This is a genomic window from Planotetraspora sp. GP83, assembly GCF_041262585.1.
Classification (GTDB): domain Bacteria; phylum Actinomycetota; class Actinomycetes; order Streptosporangiales; family Streptosporangiaceae; genus JAOEGB01.
In genome coordinates this window covers 228,066-250,550 of record NZ_JBGCBZ010000007.1, presented here as the reverse complement: position 1 = coordinate 250,550, position 22,485 = coordinate 228,066, and the positions used below count along the sequence as shown (strand labels likewise).

The window sequence follows — 22,485 nt, the reverse complement described above, 5'->3', positions numbered from 1 at the left end:
TCAGTCTCCCGAGGTGTCGATGACGTCACCGGCGGGCTCGAAGACCTTCTTCGAGCTCGACCAGGTGAAGGGACGGAACGCCATGATCCCCATCGACTTGGCACCCGACATCGTGAAGTCGATGCCGTCGATGAACATCGGCGGGTGGTAGTTCTGGGTCCGGGCCGCGTTCATGATCCCGACGCGGCTCAGGCCGTCGGAGGACGAGTTCGCCTTGGTGAAGGCGTCCACCATGAGGTCTCCGATGGCCCAGCCGTTCACCGTGTAGTTGTTGGCGGGGGCCTTGGCGCCGTTGGCGGCGGTGTCGCTCAGGTACTGCTTGACCGCGGCGTCGTCGGCGTAGATCGGGTTGCCCGGGTCCTTCAGCCACACCATGATCTGCTGGCCGTCGGCCGCCTCGCCCGCGGGCTCGAACAGCGTCTTGCCGTCGACGCAGTTGCCGGGCTGGATGAAGCTGTCGGGCTTCCAGCCAGCCCGTCCGACGGCCATGCTCAGGGCGAGGCAGTCGGTGGTGACGCCCGCGTCCACGAGGACCTGCGCGCCGCTCGCCTTCAGCGTCGTCGCGGCGGCGTTCGGGTCGGTGAGCGGAGCCTCCTTGACGATCTTGATGTTGGTGCCCTCGATCGCCTTCTTGAAGCCGTTGGCGTACCCCTGGCCCGACTCCGTCTGGTTCACCGCGAGCGCGACGGTCGCGCCGCTGGGGTACTTCTTCTTGAGGCCCTGGACGACCACGGCCATCTCGACCTCGGCGGACGCGAGGTACTCGGTGGTCCATGGGTAGGTCGCCGCGTCGCGGTAGGCCGGCACGGCCGCCTGGGCGAACAGCAGCGGCACGCAGGCCTCGTTCTGGTCGTCGGCGACCGCGTTCAGCTGCCCGGAGCCGAACGTGTCGAGGACGTGCACGCCGTCCTTCTGGATCAGCTCGCTGACGTTGGCCTTGGCCTTCTCCGGGTTGAAGGCGTCGTCCCTCGCGACGACCTCCAGCTTGACGCCGCCGATGCCGCCGGCCGCGTTCGCCACGGCGAAGCGCGCCTTCATGCCGTCGAGGACGGCGCCGACGGCCCCCGCGAGCGGCCCGGACAGTGGAGCGCTCCAGCCCACCTTGAGCGTCCCGGTGATCTTCGTCTTGGCGGCGTCCGGGTCGGCGCAGCCGTCGAGCGGCGTGACGCCCTGGGCGGCGGCGGCCGATCCGGCGGGCTTGGCGGGGTCGTCGTCCGTCGTCTTGTCGCCGCCACCGCCGCAGCCTGCGGCGAGCAGCGCGGCGGAGACGCCGACCACGGTCAGATATCTGGTTCTCATCTGGGATCTCCCTCTGATTCACGGGTGGGTGATGTTGCCCGCTCGGCCCGTGGTTGGGAGGGGCCGTCCCCGGTCGCGGGGCTTATCTGGACGAGACGTCGTACGGCCCGGCCGGCCACTCCGGCGACCCCCTCCGGCATCAGGAACACGATGACGATGAGGATGACGCCGAACAGGACGCCGGACACGTGTCCGGATGCCAGGTCGGAGGTGAAATAGGGCAGGTAGACGACGGCGAGCGCGCCGATGACGGGGCCGAGCAGCGTGGCCGCGCCCCCGACGAAGAGCCCGGTGATCAGCTCGATCGACTTCAGCAGCGTGAACGAGCCGTCGGGTGACAGCGCGCCGACGTACATGGCGAACAGGCTTCCGGCGAGACCCGTGACGGCCCCAGAGAGGCCGAACACGCCGGTCTTCATGGTCGCCAGCCGTACGCCGGAGGCGGCGGCGGCGATCTCGTTGTCCCGGGTCGCGATCATGGCGATGCCCGCGCGGCTCCGGGTCAGGTTGCGGATGAGCAGCAGCACCAGGAGCAGCGCGGCGGCGCTCACCCAGTAGAGCCACAGGCCGCGCTGCCCGACCGTCAGGCCGGTCCACGCGGGCGGGGCGAGGTGCCGGGACCGGATGACCAGGCCGGCCGCTCCCCCTGTCGCGTCCTCGAACCGCTTGACCACCTCGGGAAACGCGACGCCGACCGCGAGGGTGACCATCGCCAGGTAGAGCCCGCGGATGCGCAGGGCGGGCAGCCCGACGACGAACCCGAGCACGAAACAGAGCAGGACGGCGACCGGGATCGTGGACATCGGCGCCGCGCCGTAGGAGACCACGAGGACTCCCGTGGTGTACGCGCCGAGCCCGAAGAACGCCGAATGCCCGATCGACAGCAGCCCGGTGTAGCCGGTGGCCAGGTTGAGCCCGCTGATCGCGATCGCGAAAATCAGCACGCTGGTGAGCTGGCCGACCCGGAACGGCTCGGCGGAGGCCCCGCCGAGCAGCACCAGGGCGACGACGACCACGAGGGCGACCTGCAGCGCCCGGTGCGCCCCGGACCCGCCCCGGATCACAATGGGAAGACGGCGGGATGCGGGCGGGGCCCCCACGGCGTCGTGCTGGTCCAGAAGGGTCACAGCCGCTCCATCTGACGGGTCCCGAACAGCCCGGTGGGCCGCAGGAGGAGGATGAGGACGATCACGACCAGGGCCGCCGTCTGCGGCAGCGTGCCGCCGATGAACTCGACGTAGCCGGTGATCAGCGCTTCCAGCACGCCGATGACGAGCCCGCCGACGACCGCGCCGAGCGGGCTGTCGAGGCCGCCGAACAGCGCGGCGGCCGAGGCGTAGATCAGGATGGGGAACATCGTCTGGAGGCTGAGCTGCTGCGGGGAGAGCGGCGTCACGAGGACCCCGGCGAGCGAGCCGACGATCCCGGCGAGCCCCCAGCCCAGCATGAGGATCCGGCCGGTCCGCACGCCGCTGAGCGCCGCCGACTCCGGATTGTCGGCCACCGCGCGCATGTGCAGCCCCAGCCGGGTGCGGTTGAACAGCAGGAACACCCCGCCGATCAGGGCGATGACGACCAGCCAGACGCCGAGGGCGTCGATGTACAGCCGGGCGCCGCCCACGGAGAGGTAGTCCTTGAGCCCGCTCGGGAAGAGGCTGGGCATCGGCTTGGTCTCGGAGTTCCACAGCAGCCCGGCCAGCGCGTTGAACGCGGTGAACAGGCCGAGGGCGACGATGAGCGTGGCCATGTCGCTGCGCCGCCGTACGGGCCGGATCAGCGTGCGCTCCACCACCGCGCCGAGCAGGAACCCCACGGCGGCGGCGGCGATCGTGCCGGCCCAGAGCGGGACGCCGACGGTCGTCAGCCACCACGCGATGTAGGTGGTGAACAGCGCCATCTCACCCTGGGCGAAGTTGATCGTGCCCGTGCTGCGGAACACGACCACCAGGGCCAGCGCCATGATCGCGTAGACGGCTCCGTTGGTGAGGCCGTCGAAGAGTCGTTCGAGGAAGATGTCCACGGGCGGCGCTCCTCAGTAGCCCAGATAGGCGCGTCGGATGGTCTCGTCGCCGCGGAAGTCGTCGGCGGTGCCCGAGGCCACGACGCGGCCGACTTCCAGCAGGTAGACCCGGTGGGCGATGCTCAGGGCGAGCTCGGCGTTCTGCTCGACGATGAGCAGAGCGACCCCCTCCTCACGGTTGACTCGGGCGAGGACCTCGAAGAGCCCGGCGACCACGCGCGGGGCGAGGCCGAGGCTCGGCTCGTCGCACAGCAGCAGGCGCGGGCGGCTCATCAGCGCCCTGGCGACGGCCAGCATCTGCTGCTCGCCGCCCGACAGCGTCCCGGCCGCCTGACGGGAACGTTCCGCGAGGACGGGGAAGACCGAGCACCAGCGCTCGACGTCCTCGCGGATGCCGTCCCTGTCGCGGCGCAGGGCGGCCCCGACGTGCAGGTTCTCCAGCACGGTGAGGTGGGAGAACGTCCCCCGGCCCTGCGGCACGAGGCTGACGCCGCGCGAGACGACCGCGTCCGGGCGGAGCCCGCCGAGGGCCTGGCCCTCGAAGCCGATTTGCCCGGTGTACGGCAGGAGCCCCGCGAGGGCCCGCATGGTCGTGGTCTTGCCCGCGCCGTTGGCGCCGAGCACGACGACGGCCTCGCCCTTCCCGATCTCCAGGTCGACGCCGTGCAGCACCCGCGCCTGGCCGTAGCCGGCGGTGAGCCCTTCCACGGTGAGGAGTGTCATGACGCCTTCCCGAGGTACGCCTCGACCACGCGGGGCTCGGCGCGCACCTGCTCCGGAGTCCCGTCGGCGATCTTCCGGCCGAACTCCATCGCGACGACGTGGTCGGAGATGCTCATGACCAGGCCCATGTGGTGCTCGACGAGTAGCGCGCCGAGTTCGTGGTCGCGGCGCAGCCGCAGGATCAGGTCGCCCAGGTCGCGGACCTCCGCGTGGGTCAGGCCGCCGGCGGGCTCGTCGAGGAGCAGCAGCCGCGGCTTGGCCGCCAGCGCGCGGGCGAGCTCCACCCGCTTGAGCGTGCCGTACGGCAGGCCCCGCGCCGGGCGGTGCGCGAGGTCGCGCAGGTCCAGCTCGGTGAGGATGTCCATGGCCTCCCCTTCGAGGCGGCGCTGGGTGGCCCTGGTCCCCGGCCACCCCACGAGGGCCCCGGCGAACCCGGCCCGATTACGGGCGTGGGCGCCGGCCAGCGTGTTCTGCAGGACGGTCAGCGAGGGGAACAGCGCGAGGTTCTGGAAGGTCCGGGCGATGCCGAGCCGTACGACGTCGTGCGGCCGCACCTGGGAGAGGTCGGTGCCGCCGAAGGCGATCCGCCCCGAGTCGGGGCGGTAGATCCGGGTGACGCAGTTGAACAGAGACGTCTTGCCGGCCCCGTTCGGCCCGATGAGGCCGCAGATCTCGCCGGGGGCCACGGTGAAGCCGACCCCGTCGAGTGCCGCCACCCCGCCGAACCGCAGTGTCACGTCCGAAACCGCGAGCGAGGGTCTGGTTTCGGGCTCTATGTCCGTCTGCATCTGCCGCTCCAATGCGAGCTTCATGCTTCAGTTAGCAGTGTGATGCCGGTGACCGCATTTACTACAACAAAAAGAGTGAACACGTCAACGGTCCGCAACCCGGTCGAAACCTGTCCGTAACGACCTCTGGCGAACTAACTCTGTTAGTTGTAGCGTGCAGCAGAAGACACGCGATGAGGAGGCCACACGTGACTGACCAGCGCGACCCCGCGGTCCAGGCGCTGCTCGACAAGCAGGAGATATACGAGGTGCTGGCGCGCTACCTGCGCGCGGCCGACCGGGGCGACGTGGACGGCCTCGCCGCCTGCTACCTGCCCGGCGCGACCGAGGACCACGGCGGCGTGTTCAGCGGGACCGCCGCCGACTACGTCGCGAGCATCTCCCGCACGGTCACCCACCCCAAGAGCCTGACCATGCACTGCATGACCAACGTGCTGATCGATCTGGACGGCGACACCGCGCAGGCGGAGTCGTACGTCACCACGTTCAGCCGGGTGAAGACTCCGGACGGCCTCGGCCACTCCTTCGTCGGCGCGCGGATCGTGGACCGCATGGAGCGGCGCGACGGGCGCTGGGGCATCGCGCACCGCGCGCTGGTGTGGGAGTGGAACCACGACGCGCCCGCCGCCGAGACCTGGATCTTCGGCATGCTCGTCCCCGACACCGGAGTCCTCGCCCGCGGCGGGAAGTACCCGAGCGACCTGGTCTACCGGGGACACCAGGGAGACAAGGGAGCCGCCCAATGATCCGCGTCGAGGGGGCCGTCGCCCTGGTCACCGGCGGCAACCGCGGCATCGGCCGCGCGTTCGTCGAGGAGCTGCTCGCCCAGGGCGCGGCCAAGGTCTACGCCGCCGCGCGCGACCCGCGCGACGTGGAGATCGGGACGCCGGTACGGCTGGACGTCACCGACCCCGGCCAGGTCGCCGAGGCCGCGAGCGCCTGCCCCGACGTCAATCTGTTGATCAACAACGCGGGCTACCACGCCAACCAGCGCCTCGTCCTGACCGACGACCACCAGGCGGCACGGGACGAGATGGAGGTCAACTTCTTCGGCGTCCTCAACATGACCCGCGCCTTCGCCCCGGTGCTCGGTGCGAACGGCGGCGGGGCCATCGCCAACGTCCTCTCGGTCGCCGGGATGGTGCCGGCCCCGTTCATGGGCGGCTACTCCCCCTCGAAGGCCGCCGCGCTCTGGCTGAGCACGATCTCCCGGGCCGAGCTGGAGCCGCAGGGCACGCAGGTCACCGCGCTGATCGTCGGCTCGGTGGACACCCGGATGGCCGCCCACGTGGACGGCGCCAAGGAGAATCCGCGCGACATCGCCAGGGCCGGGCTCAAGGCGGTCGAGCGGGGCGAGAACGTCGCGGACACCGACTGGATGGCCGTCGACGCCCGCGCCCGCGCCGCCCGCGACCCCGCCAGATACGAGCGCCAGCTCGCCAAGCTGCTGAACGCCCAGACGCTCAGGACCACCAAATGAGCGCGCTCGACCTGGTCCAGCTCGGCCTGATACAGGCGACCGTCGCGACCCACGACCTGGCCGCGACCGCCGCGCTGGCCCGCCGCGAGCTGGGCCTCCCCAAGGGGTTCCCCGACCCGGAGCTCGACGCCTGGGGCATCGCCAACGAGGTGCTCACCCTGGGCCGCACCTACCTGGAGATCGTGGCCCCCGCCTCGGAGACCTCCCCCCTGCACCGCTTCCTCGCCTCCGGGGAGGGCGGCTACGTCGTCGCCCTCCGCGTGCCGGACACCGCCGGGCTGACCGCGCGGGCCGAGAAGGAAGGGGTCAGGATCACCCACCAGCAGGACTTCCAGGGCGCGACCATCACCCAGCTCCACCCCCGCGAGCTCGGCGTGCTCGTCGAGGCCGACGAGATCCCGCCGGGCAAGGAGTGGCACTACGACGACTGGGAGACGCCCGGCAGCCCCGGCACGCCTCTCGACCTGCTCGCGGTGGACATCGCCGTCGACCGCCCCGAGGAGACGGCGAAGCTCTGGGCGCGGCTGTTCGGCGCCGAGCGGACCACCGAAGGCGTCCGCGTGGGCGACGGCCTGGTCAGATTTGTCCCGGTCGCGGACCGGCGCGGCCTGGTGGCCGCCGACCTTCGCGGCGCCCCGCACGAAACCGGCGGTGCCCGCGAGTTCTCCCTGGCGGGCGTGACCCTGCGGCTCATCCCCGGCCTCATCGGCGGAGCCACCGGAAAGGAGAACACGTGACACTGCGCGTCATCCAGTGGGCGACCGGCGCCATCGGCAAGACCACTCTGCGGGCGATCCTCGACTCCCCCGACCTCGAACTCGCGGGCCTCTACGTCTACGGCGACCGCAAGGCCGGCCGCGACGCGGGAGACATCGCCCGCCGCCCCCTCACCGGCGTCATCGCCACCCGGGAGGTGAAGGACATCCTGGACACGGCGGCCGACGTGGTGATCCACACCCCCCGCCTGCAGGTGCCGTACGAGACGCACGACGCCGACATCCGCGCGCTGCTGCGGTCAGGCAAGAACGTGATCACGACGGCGGGCCACCACTTCCCCCGCGCGCACGGCCTGGAGCGCGAGGAGATGTTCCTCGCCGCCTGCCGCGAGGGCGGCACCACGCTGTACGGCGTGGGCGTCAGCCCCGGCGTGATCGGCGAGCGGATCGTCCTCGCCCTGAGCGGGGTCAACCTGGAGCTGGAGCACATCGCCATCGACGAGGTGCTCGACGCCACCCGGATGCCCGACCCCAACTTCGTGTTCGACGTGATGGGCATGGGCTCCGACCCCGCCGCCATCGACCTCACGGCCGGTGAGCTGCCCAAGCTGTACGGCATGCTGTACAAGGAGACCCTGGCGTTCATGGCGGAGCGCATGGGGCTCGACGTCGAGCGCTACGAGCCGGACCACCACGTCGAGCTCGCCGGCCGCGACCTCCAGGTGGCGGCGGGCACCATCCCCGCCGGAACCGTCGCCGCCACCGAGTGGCGCTGGCACGCCATCGCCGGCGGGCGGCGCGTGCTGACGCTGTCGATCATCTGGACGATGGACCCGGAGCAGCCCCGCTACGCCGGGCGCGACCACTGGACGGTCACCGTCACCGGCAAGCCGTCCATGACCATGACCCTCAACCTCATCGAGCCGGACGACCCCGTCAGCCGGACGACGGCGGCGCAGTTCGTGACGGCCGGCCCGGTCATCCGCGCCATCCCCGAGGTGGTCGCGGCCCCGCCCGGTCTCTTCGAGCCCCCCGTCTTCGCGCCGTTCAGGTTCCCGGAGGCACCGTGACGCTCTACGACACGGACCGCGTGGTCATGGGGCCGAGCCGGCCGGGCCCGGACGCCGGCTACGCGCTGCACGCCGACGGAACCCGCGTCGAGCGGCTGGCCGACATCCTCCGGCGCAGGGCCGCTTCCACTCCCGATCTGCCCGCCGTCATCGAGCCTGACCGGGTCACCACCTTCGCCCAGTTGGACGCCCGGTCCAGCCAGGTGGCCCGCGCCCTGCTGGCCGACGGCGTCGAGGCGGGCGACCGGGTCGCCTACATCGGCGTCAACGCGCCGTCGTTCCTGGAGGTGCTGTACGGCTGCGCCAAGATCGGCGCGATCGCGACCGCGGTGAACAACCGGCTGGCCCCGGCCGAGGTAACGCGGATCCTGGATGACGCGGAGCCCGCCGTCCTCGTGCTCGGCGCGGGCGATGACGGGCTCGCGCCGCCGCCCGAAACCGTGCCGTCCCTGCTTCGCGTGGTCACGGCAGGAGCAGGGGCAACGCCGTACGAGCAGTGGCTGGACGCCCAGCCCGCGACGGACCCGGGCGTCCTCGCGGACCCCGGCGACACCGCGCTGATCTTCTACACGTCGGGCACGACCGGCCTGCCCAAGGGCATCATGCTGACCGGGCGCAACCTCGGCCAGGCCCTGGCGACCATGCATTACGAGATCGACCTCGACGAGACGTCGGTGGCGATGGCGCCCATCCCCTACTTCCACATCTCGGGGCTCGGGCTCGCCATGGTCGCCGCCGTCAACGGGGCCGCCCTGCTGCTGGAGATGGCCACCGCCCCGGAGGACCTGCGCGACCTGCTGATCTCACGGCGGGTGTCGCACGCCGCGCTGGTGCCGACGCTGATCCAGCGCCTGGTGTCGCTGCCGGACGTCTCCTCCTACGACTGGTCGGCGCTCAAGTACGTCGTCTACGGGGCCTCGCCCATCCCGCTGCCGGTCATCCGGGCGGCGACCGACGCCATCGGGTGCTCCTTCCTGCAGAGCTACGGGCTGACCGAGTCGACCGGCGGCGTGACCGTGCTCCGCCCGGAGGACCATCTGCCCGATCCCGGTCAGGAGCGGCGGCTGCTGTCGGCGGGCCGTCCCATGCACGGCGTGCCGATGCGCATCGTGGACCCGGACACCCTGAAGGACGTGGCGCCCGGCGAGCGGGGCGAGGTGCTGATCGGCGGCGGTCACGTGATGGCCGGCTACTGGCGCAACCCGGCGGCGACCGAGGCGGCGATCCTGCCCGGCGGCTGGCTGCGCACCGGCGATGGCGGCTCCTTCGACGAGGACGGTTACCTCTACCTGCACGACCGGATCAAGGACATGATCGTCAGCGGCGGGGAGAACGTCTACCCCGCCGAGGTCGAGAGCGCGCTGACCGGTCACCCCGCCGTGCTGGAGGTCGCCGTGATCGGCGTGCCGTCCGAGCGCTGGGGCGAGGTCGCCCACGCGGTCGTGGTCCTACGGCAGGGCGCGGCGGTGACCGGCGAGGAGCTGATCGCCTGGAGCCGCGAGCGCCTGGCGCACTTCAAGTGCCCCAGCGGCGTCTCGTTCGTGGACACCCTGCCGCGCAACGCCAGCGGCAAGCTCCTCAAGACCCGCCTCCGCGAAACCCACGGCTCACCCCGCCCCTGACCGCGTCGTACGGCGGAGCCCCACCGCGCCGGGGCTCCGCCGGCCGTACCGCACCGGCTCCCCCGATGTCCGGCCGGGTCGATCAATGACCGCATGCTCCTTCACGCACAGAGCAACCAGACAACCGATCATCTGATTCTATGAAAGCGATGACTGCCACCGAGGCATCTCGCAGCTTCGCCGCCCTGTTGAACGAGGCCGAGCGCACGCCTGATCTTGGTGATCTGGCGGCCGGTGCCCTCACACCGCGTGCGGCCGCCAACCATTACATTCCGGTCAGATCCGCCAGCACCCGAGCCTCGCCCATGGCTTCCCACGCGCCAGCCGAATCCCCGTGCTCGACGGCCCAGAGCGCCGTCTCCACGCGGCGCGCCACGGCCCATGCCCGCATACGTCTCTCGTCCTCCCCGAGGGCATCTGCCACCAGCGCGAAGCGGGAGGCGAGCGGACGGCGCGGATCAGGGTACGCGAAAGGGCGGTCGATCTGCCCCAGCAGCGGCCAGGGGTCGTAGCCGGGATCGCCGATCATCGGCTTGGCGTCGATGGCCAGCCAGGGTCGCCGCTGGGCGGCGAGCACGTTGCCCGGATTGAAGTCGCCGTGGACGACCACCTCACGCGTGGCGGTAGCGGGCAGCTCGCGCAGCAACCGTGCGCCGTGGGCCACCAGTCCCGGGTCGAAACCGGGCCGCAGCCGGTCCATCCGGGCCTCCACCAGATCGGCCCACTCGCCGGCTACGTCCCCAAGACGTTCCAGGCCAGTCTCTTCCGGCGGCGGCACCCGCCACAACTCCCCCAGCACTTCAGCGCCCAGCAACAGACGTTCCTCCGCCTGAAGCTGGTCCGCGCACCCCAGCGGGCCGCCCGGCTCACACCGCTCCACCAGCAGCGCGTAGCTCTCCTCGTCATGCCGATGCACCCACACGGCTCCGCGGCCGTTCCACCACCGCAACGCCTCCGCCTCGCCCGCCGCCTCCCGGTGCGGCCAGCTCACCTTGAGCACCACCATGCTCCCGTCCGGCAGCCTCGCGGGCGCCACCCAGGAACAGCTTCCGCCATGGAAGGGCGCCCCGAGGCGAAGGGACCACCGTTCCCGAAGCTCCTCCACCAGCGACGGAAGCCGTGCCAGCCACGACTGGCCGCTCTCGGTCCGGCCCACCGTGCTCACAACCGGCAACGAAGACGGAAATAGCTCAACACTCACCTACGGCCACCATGGGAGAACGGCAGCGCTTGGCGGCCTCCGGGATTCATGTGTCTCATCCTCGTGTACGGCGCGGAGGCCGGGCAGCCGGCGCTATTCGGGCGCCATGATGTGGTGCTCCCAGGCCCAGGCGGCGATCTCGACCCGGTTGCGCATCCCGAGCTTGGTCTGGATGCCGGATATGTGGCTCTTGACCGTGCTCAACGAGATGAACAGCTCCGCGGCGATCTCCTGGTTGGTGCGGCCTCTGGCGATGGCCCGGACGACCTCGGTCTCCCGTTCGGACAGCGGCCGCGCGGGCCCCCGGGCCGCGGGCGCTCCGGCGGCCGTCAGGCGGCGCAGCAGCCGTAGCGTGACCGACGGCGAGATCAGGGCGTCCCCGGCGCTCGCGGCCCGGACGGCCTCGACGAGCAGGACGGGGCCGGCGTCTTTCAGGATGAAGCCGACCGCCCCGCCGCGCAGCGCGCCGTACACGTACTCGTCGAGGTCGAAGGTGGTGACCACGATCACCCGGAGCGGATCGGGGACGCCGGGGCCGGCCAGGGCCCGGGTGACCTCGATGCCGTCGAGGCGGGGCATCCGGATGTCCACGAGGCACACGTCGGGCCGCAGCCGCCGGGCCAGGGCCACCGCCTCCGCGCCGTCCGAGGCCTCCGCGACCACGCTGATGTCGGGCTGGTCCTCCAGGATGAGCCGCAGTCCGCCGCGCACCATCGCCTGGTCGTCGGCCAGCAGGACCCTGATCGTCGTCGGCACGGTCATCGGGGCTCCCCCGCGGGGACGGGCAGGGTGGCGACCACGGACCAGCCGGCCTCGAGGCGCGGGCCGGCACACAGCGTGCCGCCGAGGGCCTCGACGCGTTCGCGCATCCCGGCCAGACCGTACCCGCCGCGGTGGTGGTGCCGGGCCGCGACCGGCGGGGCATCGTCGACGACCTCGACGGTGACGGCCTGCCGATCCTGGGCGACGCTGACCGTGACCGAGCGGGCCTGCGGAGCATGGCGCGCGATGTTGGTCAGCGATTCCTGGACGACCCGGTAGACGGTGCTGGTCACTTCGGGTGGCCACACCGATTCGCCGTCGGGCAGTCGCAGGCGCACCGCGGGTCCGTGCCCATCGAAGCGTCTGACCAGTTCGCTGAGCTGCTCAGGTCCGGGTGTGGCGGGGGCCGCGTCGTCCGCGTCGCGCAGCAGGCCGACGACGCGGCGCATCGCGGCCAGCGCGTCGGAACCGGCCGCCTCGATGCCCGCCAGTGAGCCCTCCACCTTTTCAGGGTGCTTGCGGGCGACGAGCCGCCCGGCCTGAGCCTGGACCACGATGCCGGTGATGTGGTGGGCGACCACATCGTGCAGCTCCCTGGCCAGCTCCAGGCGCTCATCGCGGCGCACCTTCTCCGCGATGGCCCGGCGGCGGGCGTCGAGCAGTCGCAGACCCAGCCCGATCGCCACGGCGGCGAGCCATCCCGTGCCGTTCAACACGATCACGGCCGGGACTCCGGGGGAGGTCTTGTGAGCTGCAAGGCTGCCGGCGGCCACCGCGAACCCTCCGGCCGCGACGGCACCGGCCGGCAAGACCGGAAGCGCTCTGATCGCCGAGCCCACGAGCACGGACAGGGCCAAGGCCATGGCGGGGCCGGGCTCACCGGGCAGTTGGGCGAACCGGGCGACCAGGATGGCGGCCGCCGCGACGGCCAGGCCCGCGACCGCCGCCCGCAGCCGGTCACGCCGGCGCACCAGAGCGATCAGGCACACCACCGCGCCGGCTGCGCAGTCGAACCGCCAGTAGCCGCCGCCCCAGCTGTCCGCGATCGCGGCCGCCCAGACGGCGAGCGCCGCGGCGAACACGGCGCCCAGCGCGGCGTCGGCCGCGACCCGGGCGCGCCCGGGCGGCCGATCCGGAACGTTCACAGCGTTCAGGCTACGGGCCTGCGCCCGCGCCTCGAACCGGTCAAAAGTACGATCCCCGCGGACGCGAACCGTGCTTCCGGCCGATGCCAGGCCCCGGTCGCCGCCCGCAGGGTGAGGCTCATGCCCCATCACGACTCCCCTTCCCACGCCCCGGCGCCGTCCGGCGCGGGTGGTCCCGCGACGACCGGCTCCGGACGGCCGCGCATCGCCGCGCTCGACGTGGTGCGAGGGTTCGCGCTGTGCGGGATCCTGCTGGTCAACGTCCAGCCGATAGCCAACGCCGGCGAGGTCGTCCTGCCCCCTTCAGCGGCACGCCCGGGGGACGCGTGGATGGGGCTGCTCGCCGAGCAGCGCTTCTTCCCGATCTTCTCGCTGCTGTTCGGCATCGGGTTCTCGCTGCTGCTGGAGTCGGCCGCGGACCGCGCCGCCCGCCCTCGGCTGCTCCTGCTGCGGCGGCTTCTGGCGCTGCTCGGGTTCGGCCTGGCGCACATGCTGCTGTGGCAGGGCGACATCCTGACCGTCTACGCCGTCGTCGGCCTGGTGGTGCTGCTGCCGTCGACCTGGCTGCCGCGGTGGGCCGTGACCTGCCTCGCCGCCGCGCTCCTCGCGACGTCGCTGGCCGTCTACGGCGGCGGGACCGCGCTGGTCCCCGGGCTGTTCCTGCTGGGTTCGGCCCTGACCAGGTATGGGCTGATCGACCGGACCGAGCGGTCCATCCTGGTGCCGGCGGTGGCCGGCCTGGTCTTCGCGGCGGGGGCGGCGCCCGCCCTGTGGTGGCAGACGGGCGACCGGAGCGACATGGGCCTCTCGATGGCCGTGGCCGGGCTGCTCGTCGCCGGAGTGTACGTGTGCGCCCTGCTTGTCGTGCTCAGGACGCCGCTCCGACCGGCGCTGCGGGTGATCTTCGCACCGCTGGGCCGGATGGCGCTGACCAACTATCTGACCGCCACGGTCCTCGTTCTGGCGGTCGGTCACGTCCTCGGCGGCCCGCCGGACGGCTGGTCCATGACGACGGTGTCGCTGATCGCCGGGGCCATCCTCACCGCCCAGTGGCTGTGGTCCACCCTCTGGCTGCGCCGATACCGCCAGGGCCCCCTCGAGTGGCTCTGGCGCTGGGCCACCTGGGCCCGCCGCCCGCCCCTGCGCCGCTGAACGCCCTGGCCCTGGCGGGGCCAGGGCGTTCACCCGGACCGATCAGCTGATCTGCCGGTCTGTCCCCTCCCACCAGGGGCGGCGGAGCTCGCGCTTGAGGATCTTGCCCGAGGGGTTGCGCGGCAGCTCGTCGGCGAACGTGATCGCGGTCGGGCACTTGTAGTGGGCCAGCCGCTCCCGCGTCCAGGAGAGCAGCTCCTCCTCGGTCGCCTCCGTGCCGGGCCGCCGGACCACGACCGCGAGCGGCGTCTCGCCCCAGCGCTCGGACGGGATCCCGATCACGGCGGCCTCCAGCACGGCGGGGTGCCCGGCGAGCGCGCTCTCGACCTCGGCGGGGTAGACGTTCTCCCCGCCGCTGACGATCATGTCCTTGATCCGGTCGTGCAGGTAGAGGTAGCCGTCCGCGTCGAGAGATCCGGCGTCGCCGGTGCGCAGCCAGCCGCCGGGCAGGAAGGCCGCCTCGGTCGCGGCCGGGTTGCGCCAGTAGCCGGTGGTCACGCAGGGGCCGCGCACGATGACCTCGCCCACCACGCCGGGCTCCGCGGGCCGGCCGGTCTCCAGGTCGGCGATCGCGACCTCCATGCCCGGCACCGCCCGGCCTGCGGAGCGCAGCCGCCCCTTGACGGGGTTGCCGGGAAGGTGCTGGTCGGGGCCGAGCAGCGTGGTCACGCCGACGGTCTCGGTCAGGCCGTACGACTGGAAGAACTCCGCGCCGAACAGGGCAACGGCACGGCTGAGCAGGCTCTCGGAGATGGGCGACGCGCCGTACACGATCTGCTGAAGCGCGGAGAAGTCCGCGTCGCGGGCGGCGGGCAGCTCGGTCATGACCTGGATGACGGCGGGGACCATGGCGGTGTGCGTGACGCGGTGCCGTACGAGCTGGTCGAGCATGGACGCCGGGGTGGGCTCCCGGCACTGCACGAGCGTGCCGCCCTGGGCGAGCGTGATCAGCGCCCAGCCCGCGCCGGCGATGTGGTAGTAGGGGATCGGCACCATGCTGACCGAGTCGGGGCCGAGCTTGAAGCACCCTCCGAAGAGCTCGACCGCGCCGCTGAGGTTGTTCACGGTGACGTGCACGCCCTTGGGCCTGCCGGTCGTGCCGGAGGAGTACATCAGCACGATCAGCTCGTCGCCGGTGGCGTCGCGCCGCGGGTCCACCGGGTCGTGCTCCGCGAGCCACCGCTCGTACCCGTCCCCCACGGCGACGACGGGAACGCCGATCCCGTCCAGCGACGCGGCGTGGTCCGGCCCGGCGACGACGAGGGACACCTCGGCGTCGCCGAGGATCCACCGCATCTCGTCCGGGGCGAGCCGGAAGTTGAGGGGCACCAGCACGACCCCGGCCTTCGCCGCGCCGAACAGCAGCTCGAAGTATTCGGTCGCGTTGCGGTCGACGTAGCCGACCCGGTCTCCGGGGGCGAGGCCGGCGGCGACCAGCGCGGCGGCCACCCGGTCGGAGCGCTCGGCGAGCTCGCCGTACGTCACGGACCGGCCGTCACCGGTCACGGCGGGGGCGCCGGGCTCCCGGGTGGCGGACTGGCGTAGAAGACCGGCGATGGACGAGGACATGGGGGCGTCCTCCTTTCTGTCATGCGGGGGGTTCCACCGCGACCTCGTTCCCGCGCAGCGGCGCCTTGCAGGCGTCGCAGACGAGCTGCGCCTGAAAGGCGCGGCCGCAGGCCTGGTGGATGTAGACCAGAGCGGGCCCTTCGGCCGCCCGGAACCACCGCTGGCCCCAGTCGATCAGCGTCATGATCACTGGGAAGAAGGCGCGGCCCTTCTCCGTGAGGTGGTAGCTCGGCCAGTCGGGCCGTTCCGGGCTCGGCGTCTGCGCGAAGACGCCGAGCTCGCAGAAGGCGCGGAGCCGCTCCGCGACGATCGTGGGGGGTGCGCCGAGGCGCTGCTCGAAGTCCCTGAACCGGTGCAGGCCCTGGAACGCGCCGCCGAGGATGGCCGCCGACCAGCGGTTGCCGATGAGCGCCATCGTCTGGGGGAACATGCCCGCGCCACTGTCGAACGTGGAGCCCGACCGGCGCCGGGTCGTGGCGGCGGGCGCGGACCGCTCCCAGGTGCCGCTCGGGCCGAACCCGCCGGCGATGTCCCGGGGGCGCACCGGCTCCGCGCAGGCGGCGCAGGTGAGGATCGGCAGGAACTCCTGGCCGCAGCGCCGGTGGACCATCACGGGCAGCGACTCGACGTGCTCGGGAACCCAGGCCGCCTCCCACGCCCAGATGGCCAGCAGGACGGGCCACAGGTCGCGCCCGCGCTTGGTCAGGCGGTATTCGAACCGCTTGGCCCGGCTCTGGTACTCGACCCGCTCGAAGACCCCCATCTCGGTGAGCTGGGCGAGCCTGCGGGTCAGCACGGCATGCGAGATGGGCAGGGCCGCCCGCCACTCGCCGTAGCGGCGGGCGCCGCGGATCGCGTACCGCAGGATCAGCAGGCTCCACTCGTCCCCGATCAGCCCCAGCGTGAGGCCGACCGCGTTGACGTGCCCGGGAGGCAGTTGCGTGGGCCGATCCGGTGGGTGGACGAGCACGTGCGTCTCCATAGGCGGTAGCTCCGAATCCCCTGGCTTCATCCCGCTGGCTTCGAATGCCGCTCCGAGACGACGTCCAGCTCGCCGACGCGCTTCACCGGAAACCCAGCGCCCTCAAAGACCCAGTGCGCTCTCGGGCGACTCGGCCTCGCGCCAGCCGGGGATGGAGTCCCCCGCCGCCCACGTGGCGTGCGTGCCGCTGGAGATCCGCTCGGGGAGCCGGATCCGGGCCACCGGACCGTCCGCCACCCGAGAGGCGTCGAAGATCAGACACTCGGAACGATCTTCATTCATGTCGGTCGTCAGGGTAACAAGGTAGCCGTCGTCCTCGGCGGCCGATCCCACACGGGGGGCCATCGCGGGCTCGCTGCCGTACACCCCGGCCGGGAGGCTGAACCGCTCCTCGGCACCGGTGAGCATGTCGTGGCGGACCAGCCCGTCGAACAGGAACCAGCCCTCGACGCCGCTGGCGGCGTAGGCGTAGCGGTGGCGGCGTCCGCCGTAGGCGTTGTTCATCACGCCGAACTCGGTGATCGAGTCGGTGATCCGCTCCTCCTTGCACTGGCCGGTGACCAGGTTCAGCCGCCAGCGGTGCAGCCGGGTCTGCATCCTGTCCAGCGCGAGGAAGCGGAACATCCGCTGGTAGTAGCCGCCGTCGCCGGTGTCCTTGGGGTCGGGGTCGCCCTGGAAGAACCCGTCGAGGACGATCTCGTCGCCCTCCTCGTACGCGTTGACCCAGTGCAGGACGTACGTCGGCGCGGCCTCGAACCACCGGACCTCGCCGTCGCCGCGGCGCGGGACGACGCCGAGCCTCGTGGGCAGCTCCGGGTGGAACCGGGCGGCGTAGAGGCCCTTGGCCATCAGCTCGGGCTCCCAGAACAGCGGGCAGTCGTTCAGGATCGCGTAGTTCTCCGTGAAGGCCATGTCGTGCGGCAACCGCGGCCCGGGCAGCGGCACCTCCACATAGCGGCTGAGGCGGTTGCCGGAGTCCACGACGCCGAAGTGCATGTACGGCTCGGCCGTGCCGTAGTTGAAGAACAGCAGCTCGCCGGTGTGCTCGTCGACCTTGGTGTGCGCCGACACCCCGCAGGCGTACGGGAAGGCGCCGCCCCAGTCGGCCTTGCCGAGCGTCTCCAGCGTGAGCGGGTCGAGCCGGTAGAGGTCGCCGCACTGGTAGAAGCTCGTCAGGGCGACCCCGGCGTGCACGACGACGTCGGTGCTGGAGGCGTCCTTCATCCGGCCGCGCGCGCCCCAGCCGTCCTCGCGGATCGACCTGGCGGGGCGCTCGGCGATGCCGGCCCACAGCGCCTTGCCCGCCTCCCCTTCGGCGAGGAAGCCGTCGGTGCGGACGAACCGGTTCCGGTAGAACGCCCTGCCGTCCCGGAAGCCCACCACGTGGACCATGCCGTCGCCATCGAAGGGGTGGTAGCGCTCCAGCGCGGGATGCACCGGGTTCTCGGTGTTGCGCAGGTAGACGCCGTCGAGGTCGGGGGGGATCTCCCCGATCACCTCCAGGTCGTCCGCGCGCCACTCCGTCGTCTGCGGCCGCCAGGGACCCGTCCGGTACGGATGGTCGTCATCCTCCGGAAGGGTCGACAGCACGCGCCCGACAACTTCGACGTCCACGTTGATGCTCTCCTCTGGTTGAGCGAGGTCAGTTACGCCGCCGGCTCGGCGCCGACGACGAAGCTGACGGTCGTGGTGGTGCTGCCACCGATGTTGAGCGTGCCGAACCGGCGCGCGCCCTCGACCTGGTAGGCGCCGGCCGTGCCGGTCACCTGGCGGGCGGCGTCCAGCAGCATGCGGACCCCCGTCGCGCCGACCGGGTGGCCGCCGCCGATGAGCCCGCCGCTCGGGTTGACGGGGATGCGGCCGCCGATCTCCAGCTCGCCGTTCTCGATCGCCTTCCAGCTCTCCCCCGGGCCGGTGATGCCGAAGTGGTCGATCGCGGCGTACTGCGACATGCTGAAGCAGTCGTGGGTCTCGATGCCGTCCAGGTCGTCGACGCCGGCGATCCCGGCGCGGGCGAACGCGTCGAGCACGGTCCGGCGGACGTGGGGCAGGACGTACTCGTCGTCCCTGCTGCGCTCCAGCTTCTGGGCCAGCGGGAGCCCGACGGTCCGGTGGCCCCAGCCGAGCACGCGGGCGAGCGAGCGGCCACGGGCGATCTCGGGGTTGCGGGCGAGGAAACGCTCGCCGACCAGGACCACGCCCGCTCCGCCGTCGGTGATCTGGCTGCAGTCGGAGCGGCGGAGCCGTCCCTCGACCAGGGGGTTGGCCTCGTCGTCGGCGGCGAAGCTCCGGTCGGTCAGCGTCCAGCCGCGGGTCTGCGCGTTGGGGTTGGCGCGGGCGTTGCGGAAGTTGAGCTCGCCGATCGCGCGCAGGTGAGCGTCGTCGATGCCGTAGCGGCGGTCGTACTCGTCCGCCAGCGCGCTGAACATGTACGGCCACATGAACTGGGCGTCCCGACCCTCGTGGCCGATCCAGGCCGCGGCGCCGAGGTGGCCGGCGGCGAGGTCGCCGGGGACGGTCTTCTCCAGCTCCAGGCCGAGGACGAGCGCGCTGTCGTAGCGGCCGGACTCGATGTCGGCCATCGCGGCGAGCGCGGCGACGCCTCCGGAGGCGCAGGCCGCCTCATGCCGGGCGGAGGGCGCCTCCCACAGCTCCGGCTCGACCGTGGCGGGCATGCCGCCGAGCTGGCCCTGACGGGTGAAGAGCTGGCCGAACGCGTTGCCGACGTGCACCACGCCGATGTCGGCGGGGGCGACCCCGGCGTCGGCGAGCGTCTCGCGGACGACCTCCTCGGTGAGGTCGGAGAACTCCTGCCCGGCCTTGGCCCAGTTCTTGGCGAAGTCGGTCTGGTACCCACCCAGGATCCACACGGCTTCCGGCATGTCCGGCACCTCCATTTCTTCGATTCTTACTACAACAAGAAGAGTGAAGCGTCAACGCGCGGCGGCCGAATCTCCATGTCGAGCCGGAAATCCGGTCTTGCCGGGCTCACCGCACAACACTACATTTAGCAGAGTTACTGAGGACAGAGAGGACGGCGTCAGCGTGCCCGACGTCTACGTGCTGGACTACGTCCGAACCCCGAGAGCGAAGGGCTCCGCCCGGGGATCGCTGCACCATCTGAGCCCCGTGGACCTGGTCGTCGCCCTCCAGCGGGCGCTCGTCGACCGCACCGGCATCGACCCCTCGGCGGTCGGCGACGTGGTCGTCGGCGCCGCCTCCCAGGTGGACGAGCAGGGCGCCAACCTGGCCCGCACCGCGACGCTGCTCGCGGGCTGGGGCCACGGCGTGCCCGGCGGGTCCATCAACCGCTTCTGCGCCTCGGGCGTCGACGCGGTCGCCCAGACCGCCGGCCGGATCCGCGGCGGCGACCTCGACCTCGCCGTGGCGGGGGGCGTCGAGAGCGTCTCCCGGGTGCCGATGTTCAGCGACCGGGGTCCGCTGTGGTCCGACCCGGAGACGGTGAAGCGGATCGGCTCCGTCCACATGGGCATCGCGGCCGACCTCAACGCCACCATCGACGGGTGGCGGCGCGAGGAGCTCGACGCCTACGGGGTCGAGACCCAGGCCAAGGCGGCCGCCGCCTGGGACCGGGGCCACTACGCCGGCTCGGTGATCCCGATGAACCGCGCCGACGGCACGGTCTTCGACCGCGACGAACTGATCCGGCCCGGCACGACCGCCGAGAGCCTGGCCGCGCTGCAGCCGGCCTTCGAGGAGCTGGGCGCGTCCGGGCAGGACGACATCGCACTGGCGACCCACCCCGAGGCCGGGAAGATCTCCCACCTGCACACGGTCGGCACCTCCCCCGCGCTGGCCGACGGCGCGGCACTGCTCCTCCTCGGCACCGAGGAGCAGGCTCAGGCGAACGGCCTGCGCCCCCGGGCCCGCGTGGTCGCCTCCGCCACCGCCGCCGTCGATCCCGTGATCATGCTCACGGCCGGCCAGGAGGCGGTCGAGAAGGTCATCGCCAAGGCCGGGCTCCGGCCGTCGGACATCGACGTCTTCGAGATCGCCGAGGCGTTCTCCGCGCTGTGCCTGCGCTTCCGCCGCGACCTGTCGGCGGGCCCCGAACGGCTCAACCCGAACGGCGGGACCATCGCGATGGGACACGCCTTCGGCGCGACCGGCGCGATCATGGTCGGCGGCTGCGTCGACGAACTCGAACGCCGTGGCGGCCGTTACGGCGTCGCCGCCGTCAGCGGAGCCGCCGGGCTCGGCGTGGCCGTACTGCTGGAAAGGGCGAGCGCGTGAGGCAGCTAGAGGGACAGGTCGTCGTCATCACCGGGGGCGGGCGGGGCCTCGGCCGCGCGTTCGCCCTGCACCTGGCCGCCCAGGGGGCGCGCGTGGTGGTGAACAACCGCAACCGGGTGGTGGACGAGCACGGCCTCGGACCGGCCGACCACGTGGTCGAGGAGATCCGGGCAGCCGGGGGCGAGGCGGTCGCCGAACACGGCGACGTGGCCGACCCCGCGACCGCGCGCGACCTGGTCGAGCTGGCGCTCGCGACGTGGGGCCGGATCGACGCCTGCGTGACCAGCGCGGCCGTCAGCGCCCCGGCGATGTTCCACAAGTCGACGCCCGAGGCGTTCGAGGCCGTGATCCGCACCAACGTGCTCGGCACCGCCCAGATCGCCATGGCGTGCAGCGCCGTCATGCGCGAGCAGCGCCACGGCCGCATCGTCCTGGTGGCCTCGACCGCGGGGCTGCACGGCGAGCCGACCGTGTCCGCGTACGCCGCCAGCAAGGGGGCGGTCATCGCGCTCGGCAAGTCCATCGCCGTCGAGGGCGCGCCGCGCGGCGTGTTCACCAACGTGCTGCTCCCCTACGCCCTGACCCAGATGACCGACTCCGGCCAGGGCATGGAGCCCGCCTATCGCGACCTGATGGACGCCGAGGCGGTCGCCCCCGTGGTCGCGGCCCTGTGCGACCGCCGCTCCGCGCTGAACGGCGAGGTCATCGTGGCGGCGGGCGGCGGGCTGCGCGCGGCCGACTCGGTGGAGTGGGGCAGCGCGCCCGTCCCCCGCGACACCCTCGACCCCGCCGAGCTGGCCGAGCTGCTCGACCGCAGCCGCAAGGGTCCCGCCCACAGCTACACCAACGCCAAGGACGGCTTCCTTGACTTCGCCGAGGAGATGACCCGATGACGCTCGCCCACCTGCTGGTCAACCTGGTGGTGTCGGTGGCCGCCGTGGCCCTCACGATGCTGGCGACCATGACGTACGCCCTGCGCACCGGCGTCCAGAGCGTGATCGACACCGTGTGGGGGCTGGGCTTCGTCGTCGTCGCCATCGTCAGCTTCGTCACATCCCAGGTGCTCGACGGGGGCCTGGACGCCCGCCGCGTCATCGTGCTCGCGCTCACCGCGATCTGGGGCGTACGGCTCGGCGCCTACATCCACCGCCGGAACCACGGCAAGGGCGAGGACCCGCGCTACGCCGCGCTGATGCGGAAGAACACCGGCCCGGTCGTGCCGTACGTCATCCGCAAGATCTACTGGCCGCAGGGCGCGCTGATGTGGGTGGTGTCGCTGCCGGTGCAGGCCGCGATGTACGAGACCGCCCCGCTCGGGATCGTCACCTGGATCGGCGTCGCCGTGTGGGTCTTCGGGTTCGCCTTCGAGTCGGTCGGCGACTGGCAGCTCTCCCGGTTCAAGGCCGACCCGGCCAACGCCGGCAAGGTGATGGACCGCGGCCTGTGGGCGTGGACCCGGCACCCCAACTACTTCGGCGACGCGACCGTCTGGTGGGGCCTGTTCCTGCTCGCCTGTTCCCACTGGGTGGGGGTCCTCACGGTCGTCGCCCCGATCGTGATGACGCATCTGCTGCTCAACTGGAGTGGGAAGGCGCTGCTGGAGCGCCGCATGGCCCGCTCGCGCGGCCCGGAGTACGCCGACTACCTGGCGAGGACGAGCGGTTTCCTCCCCCGCCCGCCTCGCCGGGTCTGACGTTTGGTT

General features: G+C 72.1%; 21 protein-coding genes. 9 read left to right on the top strand and 12 right to left on the bottom strand.

Annotated elements, in window-relative coordinates:
* Genes ABH927_RS12990 through ABH927_RS12970 form a run of 5 tightly spaced genes read right to left on the bottom strand, consistent with a single transcriptional unit; the run spans position 1 to position 4,830 of the window.
* Complete coding sequence (locus ABH927_RS12990) at positions 1-1,299, bottom strand: ABC transporter substrate-binding protein (protein WP_370021209.1); 1,299 nt, start codon at positions 1,297-1,299, stop codon at positions 1-3.
* Positions 1,296-2,426, bottom strand: coding sequence for a branched-chain amino acid ABC transporter permease (locus ABH927_RS12985; RefSeq protein ID WP_370021207.1), 1,131 nt, complete (start codon positions 2,424-2,426; stop codon positions 1,296-1,298). The genes ABH927_RS12990 and ABH927_RS12985 overlap by 4 nt, the downstream gene beginning before the upstream one ends.
* On the bottom strand, positions 2,423-3,319 hold the full coding sequence (locus ABH927_RS12980; protein WP_370021205.1) for a branched-chain amino acid ABC transporter permease: 897 nt from the start codon (positions 3,317-3,319) through the stop codon (positions 2,423-2,425). The genes ABH927_RS12985 and ABH927_RS12980 overlap by 4 nt, the downstream gene beginning before the upstream one ends.
* Positions 3,320-3,331: 12 nt before the next feature.
* A complete protein-coding gene (locus ABH927_RS12975) occupies positions 3,332-4,042 on the bottom strand; it encodes an ABC transporter ATP-binding protein (protein ID WP_370021203.1) in 711 nt (236 codons plus the stop codon).
* Positions 4,039-4,830: an ABC transporter ATP-binding protein gene (locus ABH927_RS12970; protein ID WP_370021201.1), complete on the bottom strand. Its 792-nt coding sequence runs from the start codon at positions 4,828-4,830 to the stop codon at positions 4,039-4,041. Before ABH927_RS12970 ends, ABH927_RS12975 begins: the two co-directional genes overlap by 4 nt.
* Positions 4,831-5,018: 188 nt before the next feature.
* On the opposite strand from ABH927_RS12970, the gene ABH927_RS12965 reads away from it, so the two are divergent.
* From ABH927_RS12965 to ABH927_RS12945, 5 genes are read left to right on the top strand one after another with little or no spacing between them, the layout of a single operon-like run.
* Complete coding sequence (locus ABH927_RS12965; protein WP_370021199.1) at positions 5,019-5,576, top strand: nuclear transport factor 2 family protein; 558 nt, start codon at positions 5,019-5,021, stop codon at positions 5,574-5,576.
* Positions 5,573-6,310, top strand: a complete 738-nt coding sequence (locus tag ABH927_RS12960) for an SDR family oxidoreductase (RefSeq protein ID WP_370021197.1) — start codon at positions 5,573-5,575, stop codon at positions 6,308-6,310. Before ABH927_RS12965 ends, ABH927_RS12960 begins: the two co-directional genes overlap by 4 nt.
* Complete coding sequence (locus ABH927_RS12955) at positions 6,307-7,047, top strand: VOC family protein (RefSeq protein WP_370021195.1); 741 nt, start codon at positions 6,307-6,309, stop codon at positions 7,045-7,047. The genes ABH927_RS12960 and ABH927_RS12955 overlap by 4 nt, the downstream gene beginning before the upstream one ends.
* A complete protein-coding gene (locus tag ABH927_RS12950) occupies positions 7,044-8,096 on the top strand; it encodes a hypothetical protein (protein ID WP_370021193.1) in 1,053 nt (350 codons plus the stop codon). Before ABH927_RS12955 ends, ABH927_RS12950 begins: the two co-directional genes overlap by 4 nt.
* Positions 8,093-9,718 (top strand): long-chain-fatty-acid--CoA ligase, encoded by a 1,626-nt coding sequence (locus ABH927_RS12945; RefSeq protein WP_370021191.1) that lies wholly within the window; start codon positions 8,093-8,095, stop codon positions 9,716-9,718. Before ABH927_RS12950 ends, ABH927_RS12945 begins: the two co-directional genes overlap by 4 nt.
* A 265-nt stretch (positions 9,719-9,983) precedes the next feature.
* On the opposite strand, the gene ABH927_RS12940 is transcribed toward ABH927_RS12945, so the two are convergent.
* The 3 genes from ABH927_RS12940 to ABH927_RS12930 all read right to left on the bottom strand — a co-directional run bounded on the left by ABH927_RS12940 (position 9,984) and on the right by ABH927_RS12930 (position 12,826).
* Positions 9,984-10,883: an aminoglycoside phosphotransferase family protein gene (locus ABH927_RS12940; RefSeq protein ID WP_370021189.1), complete on the bottom strand. Its 900-nt coding sequence runs from the start codon at positions 10,881-10,883 to the stop codon at positions 9,984-9,986.
* Between the two features lie 129 nt (positions 10,884-11,012).
* Entirely contained in the window at positions 11,013-11,681 is a 669-nt protein-coding gene (locus tag ABH927_RS12935) for a response regulator (RefSeq protein WP_370021187.1), read from the bottom strand.
* Complete coding sequence (locus ABH927_RS12930) at positions 11,678-12,826, bottom strand: sensor histidine kinase (protein ID WP_370021185.1); 1,149 nt, start codon at positions 12,824-12,826, stop codon at positions 11,678-11,680. Before ABH927_RS12930 ends, ABH927_RS12935 begins: the two co-directional genes overlap by 4 nt.
* A gap of 120 nt (positions 12,827-12,946) precedes the next feature.
* Between ABH927_RS12930 and ABH927_RS12925 the strand changes: the two genes are divergently transcribed.
* On the top strand, positions 12,947-13,978 hold the full coding sequence (locus ABH927_RS12925; RefSeq protein WP_370021184.1) for a DUF418 domain-containing protein: 1,032 nt from the start codon (positions 12,947-12,949) through the stop codon (positions 13,976-13,978).
* Positions 13,979-14,020: 42 nt separating this feature from the next.
* Here ABH927_RS12925 and ABH927_RS12920 read toward each other — a convergent pair whose 3' ends face one another.
* The 4 genes from ABH927_RS12920 to ABH927_RS12905 all read right to left on the bottom strand — a co-directional run bounded on the left by ABH927_RS12920 (position 14,021) and on the right by ABH927_RS12905 (position 19,411).
* Entirely contained in the window at positions 14,021-15,547 is a 1,527-nt protein-coding gene (locus ABH927_RS12920; RefSeq protein WP_370021182.1) for a long-chain-fatty-acid--CoA ligase, read from the bottom strand.
* A gap of 19 nt (positions 15,548-15,566) precedes the next feature.
* Complete coding sequence (locus ABH927_RS12915) at positions 15,567-16,529, bottom strand: winged helix-turn-helix transcriptional regulator (protein WP_370021180.1); 963 nt, start codon at positions 16,527-16,529, stop codon at positions 15,567-15,569.
* A 102-nt stretch (positions 16,530-16,631) separates the two neighbouring features.
* A complete protein-coding gene (locus ABH927_RS12910; protein ID WP_370021178.1) occupies positions 16,632-18,143 on the bottom strand; it encodes a carotenoid oxygenase family protein in 1,512 nt (503 codons plus the stop codon).
* Positions 18,144-18,175: 32 nt separating this feature from the next.
* On the bottom strand, positions 18,176-19,411 hold the full coding sequence (locus ABH927_RS12905; RefSeq protein WP_370021176.1) for an acetyl-CoA acetyltransferase: 1,236 nt from the start codon (positions 19,409-19,411) through the stop codon (positions 18,176-18,178).
* A 163-nt stretch (positions 19,412-19,574) separates the two neighbouring features.
* Here ABH927_RS12905 and ABH927_RS12900 point away from each other — a divergent pair, with 163 nt between their 5' ends.
* Genes ABH927_RS12900 through ABH927_RS12890 form a run of 3 tightly spaced genes read left to right on the top strand, consistent with a single transcriptional unit; the run spans position 19,575 to position 22,476 of the window.
* On the top strand, positions 19,575-20,783 hold the full coding sequence (locus ABH927_RS12900) for an acetyl-CoA C-acyltransferase (RefSeq protein ID WP_370021174.1): 1,209 nt from the start codon (positions 19,575-19,577) through the stop codon (positions 20,781-20,783).
* Positions 20,780-21,676 carry an SDR family NAD(P)-dependent oxidoreductase gene (locus ABH927_RS12895; protein WP_370021172.1) on the top strand — a complete coding sequence of 299 codons (897 nt, stop codon included), beginning with the start codon at positions 20,780-20,782 and terminating at the stop codon, positions 21,674-21,676. The genes ABH927_RS12900 and ABH927_RS12895 overlap by 4 nt, the downstream gene beginning before the upstream one ends.
* Positions 21,673-22,476 (top strand): DUF1295 domain-containing protein, encoded by an 804-nt coding sequence (locus tag ABH927_RS12890; RefSeq protein ID WP_370021170.1) that lies wholly within the window; start codon positions 21,673-21,675, stop codon positions 22,474-22,476. Before ABH927_RS12895 ends, ABH927_RS12890 begins: the two co-directional genes overlap by 4 nt.
* Positions 22,477-22,485 lie beyond the last annotated feature (9 nt).